The organism is Algoriphagus sp. (assembly GCF_013373065.1).
Classification (GTDB): Bacteria; Bacteroidota; Bacteroidia; order Cytophagales; family Cyclobacteriaceae; genus Algoriphagus.
The window spans coordinates 160,812-178,776 of record NZ_JABXIN010000001.1; the positions used below are offsets into that span (position 1 = coordinate 160,812).

A 17,965-nucleotide genomic window follows, 5' to 3' on the forward strand; every position below is an offset into this window, starting at 1 on the left:
TAGACTTAGAAGCTGACATTCAGACCCAAAGTGTAACCTCTAGTAACTGGGTAGTTACCAACATCAATACCGAACGTCAAATCTGCGTCTCCACCTACTGCAGGATCCAATCCTTCATATCCAGAAATTGTGAACAAGTTGTTTGCAGATGCAAAAACTCTCAATCTTTCAAGCTTCCACTTCTCCAATAGATTCTGAGGAAGAGTATAACCCAAAGTCACGTTCTGTAATCTCAAGTAAGAACCATCCTCTACATAGTAGCTGTTTTCAACAGTTGAAGTAGAGAAGGTAGAAGAACGGTCAACGATAGGAATTGTCGCATTAGGATTCTGAGGAGACCAAGAGTCTTTCAAACGCTCAGAAATTGCAGCACCTTCGAAAGTAGAGAAGAAGTCAGTAAACCACTTAGACTGGTTCCATACTTCGTTACCAATAGAAGTGTACAAGTATGCAGAAAGATCAAATCCTTTGTAACCTACAGTGAAGTTTACACCACCCGTGAAGTCAGGAATTGGGTTACCCAATACTTGTCTATCATCAGCAGTGATTACACCATCACCATCAGTATCTTCATACTTGAATCGACCTGGAGCTGCACCTACTTGCTCAGCATGTGAGTTCACATCTTCCTGGCTTTGGAACAAGCCCAAAACTTTATAACCGAAGAATGTAGAAAGTGGCTGCCCTACAGAGTTTCTAATTGGACGGATACCACGATAAGCAGGGTTTACAGAAGTAATGATTTCCAAACCTGGAGCCAAAGCAACAATTTCGTTCTTCAAAGTAGAACCGGTAACGGTCAATTCATAAGTCAAAGAAGAAGAAAGGTTACCTCTAGTACTTACCAAAAGGTCCAAACCTCTATTCAACATTTCTCCAATATTTACTGCTGGTGGAGCAGCGTTGCTACCAGCTGTCAAAGGAATAGGAACAGTGAACAATAGGTCTTTGGTATCTTTTCTCCACCAGTCAAAGATCACGTCCAATCTTCCGTTAAAGAAGGTACCGTCAAAACCAACGTTTTGAGTTACAGCAGTTTCCCACTGAGCGTTAGGGTTACCAATTCGAGTTCTTCTGAAACCAATTTGAGCAGAAGAGTTTGATCCAGTAATATCGTAAGAAGAAGCTCCTACAGTACCACCAAACAAGGAATACTGGTTGTTAGGATCTACGTTATTGGAGTTACCCATCTGTCCCCAACCACCTCGGATTTTCAAATCATCGATCCAAGTAGCGCTTGACAAGAAGTCTTCAGAAGAAATTCTCCAAGCAGCAGAGAATGCAGGGAATACACCATATCGGTTATTAGCACCGAATCGAGAGGAACCGTCACGTCTTACTACCGCACTGAATAGATACTTATCATTGAAAGTATAATTCACACGACCGAAGTAAGAGTTGAAGTTAACTCCTTTAAACAAGTCTGAGTTTACTTGACGAGAAGATACTGGCAAGTTGGAAATGTTGATAAAGTCAGGGTCTTTAGAAAATGGATTCTGACCAGAAGCAGAAATGTTTCTACCAGCACCTGTATTCAATGCTTCCTGACCTACAATCACGTCAAATGCATGCTTTCCGAAAGTTCTCTTCCAAGAAAGTGTATTGGTAAAGGTCCATCCAAAAACGAACCCAGCACCTTCGTTATAACCGAAAGCAGAGTTGTTTTCAGAGTTTTCATACTGCAATCTGGAATAACCCCAGAAGTAGTAATTATTGTACTGACCACCAATGGATGTTCTGAATCTCAAATCATCCAAGATGTCATATTCTGCATAAACGTTACCAAATACATTGGCATTGAAGTTTCTGTTATCTCGCTGACCATCACGGTTTGCCACAGGGTTTCGAGGGTTGTTGAATCCACGAGCTGCTGTACCTGCATAACCTCCGAACTCATCATAAACTGGGATGATAGAAGGCATACGGAAAGCCTGAAGGATGTCGTTTTCATCATCGGAAACCCCTCGACCTCCGGTTCCACCTTGCTGACCTAATACCTGACGGTAAGTAGCCTGGAAGTTTTCACCGATACGGAACCGCTTCGTTACATCAAATTCAGAGTTTGCTCTGAAAGAAAGTCTTCGGAAGTTGTTCACGATCATGATACCAGCTTGATCCTGATAACCTAAACCAATAAAGAATCGGCTCGTCTCAGAACCACCACTCAAACCAATGGAGTGTCTATTCAAAGGAGCATTTCTAGTAAGAGCCTCATACCAGTCAGTACCTTCTCCAGTAGCAGCTCTTACAAGCTGATGAACAGGTCCTTTGGTAGGATCTACGTTGTAAAGAGCTCTTTGTTCCTCAATTTCAGCAGCAGAAAGTGGACCAGGTACACCGGCAGCTCCACCTACGTTGATGTAGTAAGGCAATACTGGAGTAGAACCTGTTCCGAATTGAGGGTGGCCATAATTAGGAGCACGACCGTCAATTGCAGCTTGGTTAGTTTCAGCCAACCAAGTGTAGGTTGCAAAATCCTGCGGATTCATCATGTCCAAACCTTTACCAGGAGTAGTCAAACCAAACATACCGTTGTAATCCACTCGAAGCTTTTGATTTCCTCTTCTACCTCTTTTGGTAGTGTAGATAATTACACCGTTCGCTGCACGAGCACCATAGATAGAAGCTGCAGCAGCATCCTTCAATACAGTAGTAGACTCGATATCATCAGGGTTCAAGAAGTCAGTTGATCCTACAGGCACACCGTCTACAACGTACAATGGTTCGTTACCGCCGAAGGCACCGAAACCACGAACACGAATAATAGAAGAAGTACCTGGCTGACCGTTAGTAATTACCGTAACACCAGAAACACGACCTTGAAGGGTCTGTTCTACGTTACCGGTAGGAATTACTGTCAAATCCTTAGGGTCTACCGTTGCAATCGCACCAGTAGTCTCTCTTCGGCTATCAATAGTATAACCGGTTACTACCAATTCTGTCAAAGTTTGCTCATCTGGAGCCATCTTCACATCGATGACACTTCGATTACCAACTACCTGCTCGATAGTGGCATAACCGATAAAAGAGAAAACCAGGACAGCTTGGTCATTAGGGACATTAAGGGAGAATTTTCCGTCAATGTCGGTAGCGGTTCCTGTAGTCGTTCCCTTCACTAGGACGGAAACACCCGGCAACCCTACATCAAACTCATCCAGCACTGTACCAGTTACTACCCGCTGCGCCATGGCTGCGGAACTGGCTAATACTAAGAGCATTAAAAGCGCACTTAGGCTTTTGTAAACATTTTTCATAAACATAGATAGATTGGGTAACAAGATTAATCTCAAATACTTGTCTGTTAATTGATTATGCAATCGTTTGCGATTATTCTCAAAATAATTGCAATAGTTGAGGCCCTTCAAAATTTGGGATTTCTATTGCTATTATACCATGGTACGAATACCTGCAAAAGGCTTTCGCCTAAAGGTTTGAGCGCATCAAAAGATGCATTGGGAGTTAACAGATGCTAAGTTTTATTGGTCATAGGCAGTTATTTTCTGAGGTTTATTGTACTTCTTAATCATCAATGTTAAAGAATCTAAAACAAAATTCAAATTTAAAAGCATAAATATTCTATGGATAGAAATATTTTTTTCGAAACCTAATTTGCTGAATGATGAAAAAGCAACCTCAATTTCTCTGGAATCCAGGCAATTACTTACTCATTATTTGGAAATAGCCTTATTCTAATCTTAAAAATTGCTTCGAATTCTGTAAAAAAGGAAAAATCAGTCTTTTCTTAAAACCTCAAAAAAATTTTCAGAATTTCTGATTTCTTCAAAGCTAGGATCAAATAACATCCATTTATATAGCTCTTCATTTGCCTCGATTGCTTTTTGAAGCTGAATAGTGGCAACTTCCAATTGACCTGAATTCACTGCTAGGAGGGCCAATCCATAATAACCATATCCGAATTCTCTACTTAGGAAAACCGACTCTTCAAATGCCAAGGAAGCTTTTGCATATTCATTAGCTAAAAAATGAGCCAAGCCTTTATTAAAATATAGGGTGGGGTCAGTATAGTCAAAATCAAATCGAAGAGTGGCAAGTTTATAATCACCCCGAAGAATATCCAAAGCTCCTCTCAATGCCTCATTTCTTTTTAAGAAGTCTGGATTTCGGGTTAATACCGAAGCATTGGATAAATATTTGTAGGCATCCCAATAGAATCCTCGAAGTGCCAAAATCTGTCCAAGGTTATGAAGCGAATACGGATTTTCTTCTATTCGTAAGGCCTGTTGCAATAACCACTCCGCCTCTGCCCAAAGGTTTTCCTTTTCATCGGTATCAAAGGTTCGCTGCGCCTGTTGCATCCGAACTACTGCCAAATTATTATAGGGCAAAGGAGACCGGAACAATTCTGTCATTTTACTATATAGCTGAGCTTTTTCTTCGAGTCGGGGAGTACTTTCAGCAGCCAAGGCCCAATCCGTAAAATCCAAAGAACTATTGGAAGAATTTCCCTGGAGTTCCTTTTGCAAGGTGTTCATTTTGACCAATCCGATGCCCAGGCCGGGCTTGGCGATCACCTCCACTTTGGCTGCTCTTAATTTTGGAAAAAGCTGTCGTGCCAATTGGTCGAACCCACGTATTCCCCTCAACTTTTCTTTTTGAGTTAAAAAATTGTCTCCATTCATCAACACATCATAATATTGATCTTTGGCTGAAGTTGAAATTCCTCCGAAATCACGAAGTAAAAGACGAAAATCAAACCAATCATTCCATCTTGAATTCACTTCGAGTAATGAGTCGCGGAGTAAAAATCCTTTTTCTTGAATTAATTTTTGAATGGCAAGGGCCCTATCCATCCCCAGTTTACTACTTTTCCCTTCTGCGCTTTCTGGAGATTGAATCCCTGTGATCTTTACGGATTTTACATCTGGATTCTCAGTGACGAATTCCCGGATTAACTCAAACTGCTTTTCATTTGCAGTCGTTGCACGGTAATTGGATGATCCAGGGTCAAATTGAAACAAAAATGTTTTCGATTGATCCGCTCCTTGATCTACAACACCAGCCGGAATAATCAAACCCACATCCGGAATGGGTTCATTGGGACTTGCTTTCCCCACCTTTACCAAAAAAGGAGTTAAAATAATTCCCCTGGCTATTATTCGTCTTTCAAATGGTTCGACAGTTTCTTTCTTCCCTTGAAAAAACCGAAGTTCAAGAAACCCTTCCTGCATCCAGGATCGAAAAGGGAGATTAAACTCAGCAGCATAGGAATAATTGGATAAGTTTTTGGTCAATTCAAGCTCTCCTAAATCCATTTCCTGACTGGAGGATTTAAACATCAAGGTTACTTTTGGATTTCGAGGCAAAACCATTGACTCAATTGGAATAGTGCCCTCGATGGAAAAGCGAATGGAATCTCTAAAATAGGCCAACTTTTCAGGAGTTAGTTGGACATTTTCGATATAGCGAAATCCCTGAGCATTTGATACCCAGCTTCCTAAAAATAAAATAAAGAATAGGCTATTTTTAAGTATCGAAAACAATCGGGCAGGCATTTTGCTTTATAGTAACTGGAAGTTTTTTTATAATTTTGTACAATTAATACCGAATATCATGCAAAAACTGAAATTGTTTTTTGAAGAAAGAGCCTTCGGGGTTTGCTCCAGACTAGGGGAAAAATTCAATTTCCCCATCGATAGTATTCGATTGTTTTTCATTTATACCTCCTTCATGACCTTGGGATCGCCAGTAATTCTTTACGTCTCCATGGCTATGATGATGAAAATTCGAAAGTACTTCAGAAAAATGAATAACCCTGTGCTTTTTGATTAAAGCTGGGAAAATTTCTTCCGGTTTCGGAAGAAAAAATCAATAAAAACATATCTCGAAGGTCCCAAAAAGGAGACCTTTTTTTTATGCTTTCCTGATTCGAATTGATCACGCAAAGCAAAAAAACCAGTGTAGCCTTTAAATACCGCACGGCCCAATTCACTTTTACCTTGCAAAAAATATCCTAATCCAGCAATAAGCTCCAAAATCCCTTTTTGAATAAAAAGCCAAGCGAAAGTCCATCCATTTACATTTTTATAAATCATTGAAAGACTATTTCGAATATTTAAGGTGAGTTTCCGGGGGCTTGACCGATCCAATGTTGCGCCTCCCAAATGGTAAACTTTGGTTTTCCCTGTGTAGCCCAGATCGAATCCAACTTGTTTTATCCTCAGGCAAAGATCTATTTCTTCCATATGCGCAAAAAAGTGATCATCAAATCCACCCAAATCATGGAAAAGATCAGCGCTAACCGCAAAACAAGCACCCGAAGTCCAATCGACCAGACAGTCGTCATCGTACTGCCCTTGGTCTTGCTCGAGTTGATTCCATATTCTCCCCCTACAATAAGGATAATATAAGGAGTCCAAAAAACCACCTCCTGCCCCTGCATAATCAAACTGGTCCCGTTCCACAGCCGATAAAATTTTAGGCTGAATGGCGGCTAGTCCAGAATTTGCCTCCAGGGAATTCACCAAAATCGTATCCCAATCAGGCGTGACTTCTACATCGGAGTTTAGCAAAATGTAATAGCGATAAGCTCCTTTCAGTTTCTCTAGTCCACGATTGTATCCTCCCGCATAGCCAAAATTTTGGGATAGTTTTTCAACGAACACCTTAGGGAATTCTTGTTCAAGCACCGTACAAGATTGATCAGTGCTTGCATTATCAATTACCCAAATGTCATAGTGAGAGCATTTGACAACACTCGGAAGGAAACGCCGAAGCATTTCTTCCCCATTATAATTCAATATGACAATGGCGCATGTCTTCATCCAAACATCCCTCCCAAGTCCATTCCTGGAATATTTGGGATCATTCCTTCGGTAGCAGCCTTCATTTCAGCCTTGATTTTTGAATCGATTTGTTCCATGGCTATGTTTGTTGCTGCTACGATCAAGTCACTGAGCATTTCCTTATCCTGAGGAGTTAGAAGCGATTCATCCATTTCGATTTTAAGCACTTTTCGTTCGCCATTCACCATTACCTTGACTAAACCCGCACCGGATTCGCCTTCCGCAGTTAAATGAACAAGTTTTGACTGGGCTTCTTTGATTTTAGCCTGTGCCTCCTTCACCTTGTTCATCATGTTCATAAAATCAAACATATCTATTGTTTTTTAGCTTTCTGTTTTTTCTATTATTTCCAAATATTATTTTGTATAAATAAACTTATGCAAATCATAAGTATATTTTTTGTAACATTTCCCCAACAAAATCGGTCTATTATTACAACAATCAATCAAGAAATTATGAATAATGTAATAGAACGAATCGACAAAGAAGAGGTTAGCAACATTCCTTTCAGCAAAAAAGATGTTTTAACCCATCCGGATGATATCAAAACTCGTCTTGACAATCTCCACCGTTCACAAACTCTTGGAAACCTACTCCAAACCAAGGTAAAGATCACCTTCCTCTCCACTGACGGTAAAATTTACGAAGTACATACAACGGTATGGGCTGTCGGAGCTGAATTTGTAGTCTTAAAAGGAGGAATCACCATTCCCATTCGATCTATTTCCCGAGTAGAATAAGTCTTCAAGAAAGCTTTTTGATCAATTCTTTCAAGCTAATCTGAGATTGCTCTCCACTCGCCAAATCCTTTAAGGCGATGGTTTGAGTTTCTATTTCCGAGTCACCGCAAATACCTACATACGGAATTCCTTTTTTGCTAGCGTAATCGAGTTGCTTTTTCATTTTGACCAAATCGGGATAAAGTTCGGCTCGGATTCCAGCTGTTCGGGCAGCACTTAGAATACCAGCTGCATATTGAAAACCCTTTTCGTCAAAATGAGCCAACAACAATTGCGGTGCGGAAAGATCTGACTCGGAGAAAAGCCCCAATTCTTCCATCACATCATAAATCCGATCGACTCCAAATGAAAATCCTACTCCTGACACCCCTGGCATTCCAAAAACACCCGTTAAATCATCATATCTTCCTCCTCCACTGACGGAGCCAATTTTGACACCATGCGCCTTAACCTCAAAGATTGCTCCTGTGTAATACGAAAGTCCACGCGCTAATAGGAAGTCAAAAGCCACATGATCCATACTTCCTCCGAGGCTAGCCAAAATCCGCGAAGTTTCTTCAAGTTCCTCCAAGCCTTTTAATCCAATTGGGCTTTCTTCTAGAAATCCTCTCAAAAACTGGATTCCTTCTTGGAAATTCCCAGGCTGAGCCTCAAAGAGTGGCTGCAATTTGGAAATGGATTCATCCCCAAATCCTCGCTGCTTTAGTTCTTCTTCGACTTTTTCTTTTCCGATTTTATCCAGTTTATCAATCGCTACACATAGCGGGCCTTCTTTTCCGGCTTCACCAATCGCTTCTGAGATTCCCGTCAAAACCTTACGATTGTTGACTTTGATGCTATAATCTTGAATCCCCAATTTGCCAAAGACCTGGTGAATCATCAGAATGATTTCTGCCTCACATAGCAAACTATCCGTTCCAACCACGTCGGCATCACATTGGTAAAATTCCCGATAGCGACCTTTTTGAGGTCGATCTGCTCTCCAAACCGGTTGAATTTGAAATCGCTTAAATGGAAAAGTCAATTCATGGCGATTCATTACCACATACCGAGCAAAAGGAACTGTCAAATCATAACGAAGGCCTTTTTCTGAAACTTTCGGAAGCATGGCAGCGGGACCATTTTCCAAGTCCTCGGGACTTACATTTTTCAAAAAATCACCACTATTCAGAATCTTAAAGAGCAATTGATCTCCTTCATCCCCATACTTTCCGGTCAGGGTACTGAGGTTTTCCATCGCTGGAGTTTCCAACTGCTGATATCCAAAGAGTTGAAAGGTCTCTTTGATTGTATCCAAAATAAAATTCCTCCTAGCCATCTGGACTGGCCCAAAATCTCTGGTGCCTTTTGGCAAACTTGGTTTTTGCATGAATCTTTTTGGTGATTTGAAGGCCAAATTTACCCAAAAAATAGAGAATCGCTTGGTTTCTCCTGTATTTAGAAAATATTTTCCAAAAGGCTCTTAGGCAATACGCAAATGTTTTTCTACCTTTGCCGTCCGATTCGAATCCAATACATTAAAAGATATAGTCATGGCAGTTACTACTCTGAAAAGAAAACTTAAAAGAAAAAGACAAGGTCAAAATACACGTACTGCTCAAATTAAGCAGTTGACTGCAAAGCCAGTTATCAAAAACGTGGATGTTGAAGAATTGAAAAAATCTTTCGAAAGCAAATAAATTTCGATCAAATCTTTCTAGCGGCTTTTGCCGCTTTTTTTTGCCTATTATTCTCTCCCCCTTCTTCCCAGTTCCACTACCTGAAGGTTTTTAACCTGCCCTTTATCCAATTCAAACAGTAAAAAGGTTCTCATTTGATGAAAACCTTGCTGACCAATTGCTCCTGGGTTCATATAAAGGCAATTTACACTTGGATCAAATTCGACTTTGCAGATATGGGAATGCCCACAAATAAAAAGTTTGGGTTGGACAGCCTTTATCTTTGCTTTAACCCCTTTAGCATACCGCAGGGGTTTCCCTCCAATATGGGTCATTAAAACCTTTACATCTTCCACCTCGAATTCATTCCATTCAGGATAGATATTTTGAATTTCCGAGTCATCAATATTTCCAAACACCGCCCGTACTATTTTTCCCTGAGGAAGCTGATGCATAACTTCCATGCTTCCAATATCTCCAGCATGCCAAATTTCATCCACTCCTTTTAGATACTGGAGAGTTTTGTGATCAATGTAACTGTGAGAATCTGAAATGAGCGCGATTTTAGTGGACATTTATCAGGAAAGGAATTAATTTCTACCCGAATATGTATGGAAAGTACTACACTCAAAAATGAAAGACTATGAAAAATTATCTTAAATCAGCCATTCTTAGCTTTTTCTTGTTGGCTTTGGCTTTTTATTCCCAAGCTCAAACAGCACAGGATTCGGCAAAAGTGGTCAGTGTTGATAAATTTGAAAAGCTGATTAGCAAAAAGAAAAACACCCTCTTGGATATCCGAACTCCAGAAGAAATGAAAGAAGGATACATTTCAGGAGCGGGAAATCTGGATTTTTTGGCTGAGGATTTCTCTGAGAAAATCGAAACCTTGGACAAATCCAAAACTTACCTGCTTTATTGCCGTTCTGGAAAAAGAACAGCTAAAGCAGGGGCAGCCATGAAAGCCGCTGGATTCAAACATGTAATTATGCTGGACGGAGGCATTACTGCCTGGAAAAACGAAGGAAAGCCAATTAAAGACTAATGATTCAATCTATCAATCCCTATACCGGTGAGATTTTAAAAGAATTCAACCCATTTGATGAACTCCAAATTGAAGCAGCCTTAGCCAAAAGCGAGGCTGCTTTTCGTAAGTGGAAAAACAAAGATTTTTCGGAGCGAAAAAAATTAATGAAAGCTGCAGCCCAAGAACTGCGGGAAAACAGGGATGAATATGCATTTATAATCACTCAAGAAGTGGGGAAAGTAATCAAGGAATCCCAAGCAGAAATTGAAAAGTGCGCTTGGGTTTGTGATTATTATGCAGATTTTGCTGAAGAATTTTTGGAGCCTAAGAACATAAACCTCCCAGAGGGAACGAAGGCAAAAGTATTTCATCAACCTTTAGGGGCCATTTTAGCTGTAATGCCATGGAACTTCCCGTTTTGGCAGGTATTCCGATTTGCAGCTCCTACCCTCATGGCTGGTAATACTGGCCTACTCAAACATGCCTCAAACGTCCCTCAATCTGCACTAGCCATTCAACAAGTGTTTGAGCGGGCAGGATTTCCCGAAGGAGTTTTTCAAACTTTATTAATTGATTCTAAAGCGACAAACCACATCATTGCAGATCCAAGAGTAAAAGCAGTCACTCTGACAGGAAGCGAAAAAGCCGGAGCAGCTGTAGCCGCTACCGCCGGAAAACACATCAAAAAATCACTGCTTGAATTGGGAGGAAGTGATCCTTTTATCGTCCTGGCAGATGCAGATGTGCCAAAAGCAGCAAAAACTGCAGCCAAAGCCCGAATGATCAATTTTGGCCAAAGTTGTATTGCCGCAAAACGATTTATTATAGAGGAATCCATTTTCGATAAGTTTATTGACATTTTCTCGAACGAAATTAAAGCCATGAAATTCGGTAACCCCGAAAATCCGGATTCAGATTATACTTGCATGGCTCGAGAAGATTTGGCCTTAGAACTTTATGAGCAAGTAGAAAAAAGTGTGAAAGCAGGAGCAAAAATCCTACTTGGTGGTTCAAAGCCCGAAAAGGGTAAAGCTTTATTTGAGCCAACAATTTTGACAAATATCCCCAAGGAAGCTCCAGCTTATTCCGAGGAGTTGTTCGGTCCTGTCGCATCCATTTTTAAAGTAAAAAATGAGGCTGAGGCAATTGCATTGGCAAATGATTGCGAGTTTGGATTGGGAGGAAGCCTCTGGACGGAGGATCTCGAAAAAGCAGAAAAACTAGCTACTCAAATCGAAACGGGAGCTGTTTTTATCAACGCCCTTACCGCTTCAAATCCACATCTTCCTTTCGGAGGAATCAAAAAGTCCGGCTATGGCCGGGAACTCAGTCAAGAAGGCATCTTGGAATTTGTAAACAAGAAAACCGTCTTCTTGGGCTAAATTAGCAAGGATAATCCCATGAGTGGTTTTTGCAATTGAGGGATTCCTTCCTATTTTTACGAGCCATAATTTTGACCTTATAAAATGAGAGAAATACAGTTTCGAGAAGCCCTCAGAGAGGCCATGTCTGAAGAAATGAGACGTGATCCCAATGTCTTTTTGATGGGGGAAGAAGTAGCAGAGTACAATGGTGCTTACAAGGTTTCTCAGGGAATGCTGGATGAATTTGGTCCGGACCGGGTATATGATACTCCCATTGCAGAATTAGGTTTTGCAGGTTTGGGCGTCGGAGCAGCAATGAACGGTTTGCGTCCTATCATTGAATTCATGACGTTCAACTTCTCCCTAGTTGCTATTGATCAGATCATCAACTCCGCTGCAAAGATGTATGCGATGTCTGGTGGCGCCTATTCCGTTCCGATTGTGTTCCGAGGACCTACTGGAAATGCAGGCCAATTGGGAGCAACGCACTCATCAAACTTCGAAAACTGGTTTGCCAATACTCCCGGTTTGAAAGTAATTGTTCCTTCCAATCCATACGATGCAAAAGGACTCTTAAAGGCTGCTGTTCGTGACCCAGATCCGGTAATTTTCATGGAATCTGAATTGATGTATTCTGATAAAGGGGAAGTTCCTGAATCTGAATACCTATTGCCGATCGGCGTAGCTGACATCAAGCGAAAAGGAAAAGACGTTACGTTGATTTCCTTTGGAAAAATGATGAAAGTAGCCTTGGAAGCAGCTGAAGTAATGGCAAAAGAGGGAATTGATTGCGAGGTAATCGATCTTCGGACCGTGAGACCAATTGACTATGCTACTTGTGTAGAATCAATCAAGAAAACTAATCGGGCTGTCATTGTAGAAGAAGCCAATCCACTGGCCGCTATTTCCTCAGAGTTGACGTATCATTTCCAACGGTATGCATTTGATTACCTCGATTCCCCTGTGATTCGGGTAAACTCCATGGATGTACCTTTAAGCTATGCGCCAACTTATATTGAAGCTACTATTCCTAATGTTGAACGTACAGTAGCGGCTATTAAAAAAGTGACCTATAGACAATAATATCATTCATATTCAAACAAAAAACCCTGACTCAAAAAGCCAGGGTTTTTTGTTACCCAATCTATCTATTTGTTTTTAAAGGGCACTAGCCCATGATTGAAACTAGTTGCCCTTGATGTTGTTTGAATTTCAGATTATCTATTCTCGTTCATCTGACCATTCATTCCCCCGTCATCACCACCTTTCAAATCATCATTGCTGACTGATTTTCTTCGACGATTTCGGTCATTCATGGACATTTTTCCAATTCGATAACTGAAGTTGATTTTGAAGTTCATATTTCTCAAAGCAGTTGTACTGTTTTGAATAATGGTTGGTGTGATGGTCTCATTTCTGATGATGAACTCTTTAGCCAAGAAGTTTTCAACTCCGAAACCAATACTTCCTCTTTTTTCCTGGAATTGCTTATTGAAGTTCAAGCCATAAGCCGCGAAACCCCCACTAGTTCCTTGTAGCTGAACTCTTCTACCTCTTGCAAAGGTAAAGAGCTGCACTTGCCAATCTTTTGGAAGGGAATAGTTACCAAACATACGTCCACTGATTACCCAACCTTCGTTCTTGGCAGCAGTCTGAGGATCTGACAGCCCGTTATCCAACATGGTGTAGAACAAGTCGATACCACCATTCAAGGAGAACTTATTGTTGATATTCACATTGGCAAAGATGTTTGTACCAATCGCTTGCTCCTGTCCGATATTTTCAAAGGTGGTATAGATCACATTATCTTCAAGTACTGAACGAACCGCCTGGATAGAACCTGTCGTATTTCGGTAGAATGTAGTGAAGTTCAACATCGTCCCTTTGATAAAGGTGCTATAGCCCAATTCATAATTATCTGTGAATTCAGGATCCAATTCCGGATTACCCTGACTTACCTGAAGCGGGTTAGAAGCTTCAATGTTAGGGTTCAAGAATCTCAAAGAAGGACGCTGCAATCGACGATTATAAGCCGCCTTGATCAAATTTCCATTCTTTAACTTTCTACTTGCATTTAAGCTTGGGATCAAAGATCCATAAGAAGGAATCTGTACTGTCAGTTCATTGGTGAAATCCGCTGAAATAGTGGTGTATTCGTAACGGAAACCAGGTTTCAATGTATAATTCTTCAAGAAATTGAAGGTATAGGAAACATAAGCTGCGGATACATTTTGATCATAGCTAAACTCATTGCTCAAGGAAGGATCTACTAATTCAATATAATCTCCATCCGCTCCTTCAGCTCTGAAGTATGCAAAATCAGAATATGCTTTTCGAAGAATGTTCTTAGCACCGTATTCCAAAATTTGCTGACCATCTGCACCCAATGGAGTCACGAAATCCAATTGAGCAGTAAATTCCTCATTTCGGCTTGGGTTATCGTTTCTTAATCGGGAATCAATGGTTTGAAAATCTTCATTGAAGAGTGAATTGACAAAAGAGTTTTCTCTATTGTTTCTGGAGTAAAGTGTCAAGAAACTGATTTCTTTTCCTTTCTTCTCGAAAGTTCGTGTGTAATTGACACTCACATCGATAGAGTTTGATTGATCTTTGGTGTCGGTCTGACGCAAAGCTGAATTCACTAAATCTTCAGCAACAAAAGTCTGGGTCAAGAAATCATTTTGGTAATTTCTGGAATTTCGAATTCCAAAATTGGCAGATCCTGAAAGGAAATTATACTTATCGATTTCATAGTCAACTCCAAAATTATATCGGCCAAACATGAAGTTACGCTCGGTATCTGCAGACTGAGAAATTACAGTCTGGCCTCCATCAGCACCCAACAAAGTCTGTGTATTTTCGAAGCTTCCCAAGGTATTGTATCCTGCGCGACCGAAACCTCCCAAAGAGAATCCAAATTTACCAATTCGAGCACCACCGTTTAATCCCAAGTTTGATCCACGAAGCCCCGCACCACTGTTGATACTGAGCGTCATTCCTTGCAAATTGTTTTTCTTGGTAACAATATTAATTACCCCTGAAGTACCTTCTGCATCGAATCTCGCAGAAGGGGAAGTGATTACTTCTACTTCTTTGATTTCATCCGCTGGAATTTGACGCAAAGCGTCTGTAATACTACTTGCAGCAATTGCAGAAGGACGATTGTCAATTAATACGGTGATATTGCTACTACCACGCATAGATACATTTCCATCCAAATCGACAGACAACATCGGCACTCTTCTCAAAACATCTGTAGCATCACCTCCAGCAACGGTTTTATCATTTTCCGCTTTGTAGATCGTTCGATCAACTCGCTCTTCGATTAACTCACGTTGTCCTTGAACAGTCACTTCTTCCAGGGCCAATCCCTCATCTGACATGAGCAATTCCCCTAAATTGACATCTCCAGTTGGACTGGTCACTTTGATACCATCTACAACGAGTGTTTCAAATCCAATGAAAGTTAATTGCAGGGTGTATTCACCTGGTTCGAATCCTGTGATGAAGAATTTTCCATCCCCATCTGCTACAGCCCCCGCAAGGCTAACATCGGCACCTTTTTTATATAAGGCCGCAGTCGCATATCCAACCGGCTCACCAGATTTGCCATCTTTGGCAACACCGATTATACGGGCTGGTTCATCTCCATCCTGCTGTGCAATCACTGGAATTGCAGCGGCAAAAAGGAAAAATACTAAAATAAGATTGAGTAGTTTTTTCATGATTTAGTCTTCAAATATTGGGCATTCACCCTTTCAATACACCAAAGCAACGGGCTTTGTTTCATTAAAATTGAGGCAATAGACCAAGCCCATAGACTTATCGACAAATCCCCTTTTTGAGCAGATAAAAACAGTAAAACCGAGAAAAATCGAATTCATCGTGTAAAAATCAGTCTACAGCGGCAAAAAGTCTGGATTGGTAGATTATTGCTTCGATTTGGTAAATCTTTCTCTTAGTTTGCATTGAAAATCAAAGCAATGCAGCTTATCACCCCCCGAAAAAACATATCCATACTCGTCCATATATTGGGCTGGTTGATGCTAGGAGTAGTTTTGCTTCTGCTTTCCCCACTCTCCTGGAGAATGGGTGAAATCGACCTACCTAATGAATATTGGTGGAAACAAGCCTTTTTGGTGTTGTTACTCTTATTCATCTTTTACACCAACCAGTCCTTTGTCGTTCCTAGAGTTCTATTAAAAGGCAAAACCTATACTTACCTCTTGATGGCTATCATCGGTGGGATCTTTTTTTATTACATCATTGTGTACTTCGAGCAGCTGATTCAGTATCCGCTTCGAATGCATGAGACTTTCAGTCCTGACAGACCTTTTGACCCTAAAAGAAGATGGATCCCTGGGGATGTTTTTCAGGAGATGCTGTATTTGCTTTCCGTTGGCCTAAGTACTTCCCTTGCCCTGGTACAGAAATGGCAAAAAGATGAGGAACACCGTCAGGAACTAGAAAAGCAACGGATCAAGACTGAACTTTCCTACCTCAAAGCTCAAATCAACCCACATTTCTTTTTCAACACACTAAATAACATCTACTCCCTGACGAATCTAGATGTCAAAAAAGCGCAGGAAGCTTTATTAAAGCTTTCCAGAATGATGCGCTATGTGTTGTATGAAAATCAGAAGGAAACCACACTTTTAAGCAAAGAAGTTGATTTCATCCGGGATTATATTGAGCTGATGAAAATGCGATTGACTGATAAAGTCAAGCTCCATATTCAGTTGGATGAAACTGAAGATCACCACATTATTGCACCCATGTTATTGCTTCCGTTTTTGGAGAATTCTTTCAAGCATGGAATCAGTTCTCAAAAGGAAAGTGATATCCATATCAAGTTGGAAATCATGGGGAATACGATCTTTTTTGAGACAAGAAATCAAATCTTCCCTACCAATCCAGATAGCCCCGAAGCCAAAGAACATGGAATAGGATTAGTGAATACGCAGCGAAGATTGAGCTTATTGTACCCGGGGAAACATCGTCTGAAATTTGGGAAAGATGAAGAGAATCAGGAATATTACGTTAACCTGACTCTAAATCTCGAATGAAACTCAAATGCATCGCAGTTGACGACGAGCCGCTGGCGCTGGACCTAGTTTGTAAATACATCGAGCAAACTTCCTTTCTAGAATTAATCGGGAAATTTTCCAGTGCAATCGAAGCCTTGAGCTTTATCAATCAGCACGAGGTCCAGTTAATATTCATGGATATCCAAATGCCTGACTTATCGGGTATGGAACTGGCTCGAGTTTTAGATGGAAAGAAAAATTCCGATCAAACCCGAATTGTTTTCGCCACAGCCTATCATCAATTTGCAATTGAAGGATATAAAGTAGACGCACTGGATTACCTACTCAAGCCCTTTAGCTACGAGGATTTTTTAAATGCTGCCACTAAAGCCTACAATTACTTCGAGCGGAGAAAAAATACTGAAGCTAGAAAAGAGGAAAGTGGAGCAAAACCCTTGGAGTATATTTTCCTAAAAGTAGAGTACCAACTGGTCAAGGTCATGCTTCAAGACATCCTCTATGTAGAAGCTTACAAAGATTATGTGAAGGTTCATTTAAAATCCAAAAGTGCCCCACTCCTTTCCCTGACAAGCTTGAAAAACATGGAAGAGTTACTCCCTGAAGATAAGTTTATGCGAATCCATCGATCTTTTATCATCTCCCTGGACAACATCGATTCGGTTTCTAAAAACAGCGTGCACATTGGAAACCATGAAATTTCTATCGGAGAAAATTACAAAGAGGCATTTTTGGATTTTATGGGCCGATGGATGAGTTAATTCAGTAGGCAGTATTAAGAGTAGTTACGTATTTTTAACTATGAATGAATCGCAAAAACACTTTATGCGCGAAGCCATCCGCTTAGCCAAAGAAGGAATGAAAGCCGGAAATGGAGGCCCTTTTGGTTGTGTGATTGTCAAGGATGGAAAAATCATTGGTAAAGGTTCCAACATGGTCCTAAAAACCAATGATCCTACTGGACATGCCGAGGTAGTTGCCATTCGGGATGCCTGTAAAAACCTAAATAATTTCCAGTTGGAAGGCTGCGAAGTTTATGCTTCCTGCGAACCCTGCCCCATGTGCTTAGGTGCAATTTTTTGGGCAAGACCGGAGCGCGTATTTTATGCAGGAACCAAGAAAGACGCCGCAAATGCAGGTTTTGACGATGATTTCATCTATCAGGAAATTGAAGTGAATCCGGCTGATCGAAAAATCCCGATGATCTCTATTCTCCGGGAAGAGGCTTTAGCAGCTTTTGAAATTTGGAAAGAAATGGATAACAAAACCCTGTATTAAGCAAAAAACCCGATCCTTTCAGACCGGGTTTATTCTAAATTCCAAATTCT

General features: G+C 40.7%; 16 protein-coding genes. 9 read left to right on the plus strand and 7 right to left on the minus strand.

Features of this window, described 5'->3' with window-relative positions; translation table 11 throughout:
- Nucleotides 1–5 precede the first annotated feature (5 nt).
- On the minus strand, nt 6–3,260 hold the full coding sequence (locus HWE15_RS00720; RefSeq protein ID WP_290505576.1) for a TonB-dependent receptor: 3,255 nt from the start codon (nt 3,258–3,260) through the stop codon (nt 6–8).
- 471 nt (nt 3,261–3,731) lie between these two features.
- Complete coding sequence (locus HWE15_RS00725; RefSeq protein ID WP_290505577.1) at nt 3,732–5,513, minus strand: hypothetical protein; 1,782 nt, start codon at nt 5,511–5,513, stop codon at nt 3,732–3,734.
- Nucleotides 5,514–5,571: 58 nt separating this feature from the next.
- On the opposite strand from HWE15_RS00725, the gene HWE15_RS00730 reads away from it, so the two are divergent.
- Nucleotides 5,572–5,790: a PspC domain-containing protein gene (locus tag HWE15_RS00730; protein ID WP_290505578.1), complete on the plus strand. Its 219-nt coding sequence runs from the start codon at nt 5,572–5,574 to the stop codon at nt 5,788–5,790.
- Here the strand turns inward: HWE15_RS00730 and HWE15_RS00735 are convergent.
- Nucleotides 5,787–6,782 carry a glycosyltransferase family 2 protein gene (locus HWE15_RS00735; protein ID WP_290505579.1) on the minus strand — a complete coding sequence of 332 codons (996 nt, stop codon included), beginning with the start codon at nt 6,780–6,782 and terminating at the stop codon, nt 5,787–5,789. The genes HWE15_RS00730 and HWE15_RS00735 overlap by 4 nt on opposite strands.
- Nucleotides 6,779–7,114 (minus strand): YbaB/EbfC family nucleoid-associated protein, encoded by a 336-nt coding sequence (locus tag HWE15_RS00740; protein ID WP_290505580.1) that lies wholly within the window; start codon nt 7,112–7,114, stop codon nt 6,779–6,781. Before HWE15_RS00740 ends, HWE15_RS00735 begins: the two co-directional genes overlap by 4 nt.
- Nucleotides 7,115–7,258: 144 nt before the next feature.
- On the opposite strand from HWE15_RS00740, the gene HWE15_RS00745 reads away from it, so the two are divergent.
- Nucleotides 7,259–7,543 (plus strand): hypothetical protein, encoded by a 285-nt coding sequence (locus tag HWE15_RS00745; RefSeq protein WP_290505581.1) that lies wholly within the window; start codon nt 7,259–7,261, stop codon nt 7,541–7,543.
- Between the two features lie 4 nt (nt 7,544–7,547).
- Here HWE15_RS00745 and hisS read toward each other — a convergent pair whose 3' ends face one another.
- Nucleotides 7,548–8,912: a histidine--tRNA ligase gene (gene hisS, locus HWE15_RS00750; protein WP_290505582.1), complete on the minus strand. Its 1,365-nt coding sequence runs from the start codon at nt 8,910–8,912 to the stop codon at nt 7,548–7,550.
- Between the two features lie 163 nt (nt 8,913–9,075).
- Between hisS and HWE15_RS00755 the strand changes: the two genes are divergently transcribed.
- Nucleotides 9,076–9,222, plus strand: a complete 147-nt coding sequence (locus tag HWE15_RS00755; protein ID WP_290505583.1) for a hypothetical protein — start codon at nt 9,076–9,078, stop codon at nt 9,220–9,222.
- Between the two features lie 47 nt (nt 9,223–9,269).
- Here the strand turns inward: HWE15_RS00755 and HWE15_RS00760 are convergent, their stop codons facing one another.
- Nucleotides 9,270–9,776: a metallophosphoesterase family protein gene (locus HWE15_RS00760; RefSeq protein ID WP_290505584.1), complete on the minus strand. Its 507-nt coding sequence runs from the start codon at nt 9,774–9,776 to the stop codon at nt 9,270–9,272.
- Between the two features lie 68 nt (nt 9,777–9,844).
- On the opposite strand from HWE15_RS00760, the gene HWE15_RS00765 reads away from it, so the two are divergent.
- From HWE15_RS00765 to HWE15_RS00775, 3 genes are all read left to right on the plus strand, one after another.
- The gene (locus tag HWE15_RS00765) at nt 9,845–10,246 is read left to right on the plus strand and encodes a rhodanese-like domain-containing protein (RefSeq protein ID WP_290505585.1); all 402 of its coding nucleotides are present in this window, start codon (nt 9,845–9,847) and stop codon (nt 10,244–10,246) included.
- Nucleotides 10,246–11,610 (plus strand): NAD-dependent succinate-semialdehyde dehydrogenase, encoded by a 1,365-nt coding sequence (locus tag HWE15_RS00770; RefSeq protein ID WP_290505586.1) that lies wholly within the window; start codon nt 10,246–10,248, stop codon nt 11,608–11,610. The genes HWE15_RS00765 and HWE15_RS00770 overlap by 1 nt, the downstream gene beginning before the upstream one ends.
- Before the next feature lie 84 nt (nt 11,611–11,694).
- Nucleotides 11,695–12,675 (plus strand): pyruvate dehydrogenase complex E1 component subunit beta, encoded by a 981-nt coding sequence (locus HWE15_RS00775; protein WP_290505587.1) that lies wholly within the window; start codon nt 11,695–11,697, stop codon nt 12,673–12,675.
- A gap of 134 nt (nt 12,676–12,809) precedes the next feature.
- On the opposite strand, the gene HWE15_RS00780 is transcribed toward HWE15_RS00775, so the two are convergent.
- Nucleotides 12,810–15,317 (minus strand): TonB-dependent receptor, encoded by a 2,508-nt coding sequence (locus HWE15_RS00780; protein WP_290505588.1) that lies wholly within the window; start codon nt 15,315–15,317, stop codon nt 12,810–12,812.
- A gap of 258 nt (nt 15,318–15,575) precedes the next feature.
- On the opposite strand from HWE15_RS00780, the gene HWE15_RS00785 reads away from it, so the two are divergent.
- From HWE15_RS00785 to HWE15_RS00795, 3 genes are read left to right on the plus strand one after another with little or no spacing between them, the layout of a single operon-like run.
- On the plus strand, nt 15,576–16,658 hold the full coding sequence (locus HWE15_RS00785) for a sensor histidine kinase (RefSeq protein ID WP_290505589.1): 1,083 nt from the start codon (nt 15,576–15,578) through the stop codon (nt 16,656–16,658).
- Complete coding sequence (locus HWE15_RS00790; RefSeq protein ID WP_290505590.1) at nt 16,655–17,398, plus strand: LytTR family DNA-binding domain-containing protein; 744 nt, start codon at nt 16,655–16,657, stop codon at nt 17,396–17,398. Before HWE15_RS00785 ends, HWE15_RS00790 begins: the two co-directional genes overlap by 4 nt.
- Before the next feature lie 40 nt (nt 17,399–17,438).
- Nucleotides 17,439–17,915, plus strand: coding sequence for a nucleoside deaminase (locus HWE15_RS00795; RefSeq protein WP_290505591.1), 477 nt, complete (start codon nt 17,439–17,441; stop codon nt 17,913–17,915).
- Nucleotides 17,916–17,965 lie beyond the last annotated feature (50 nt).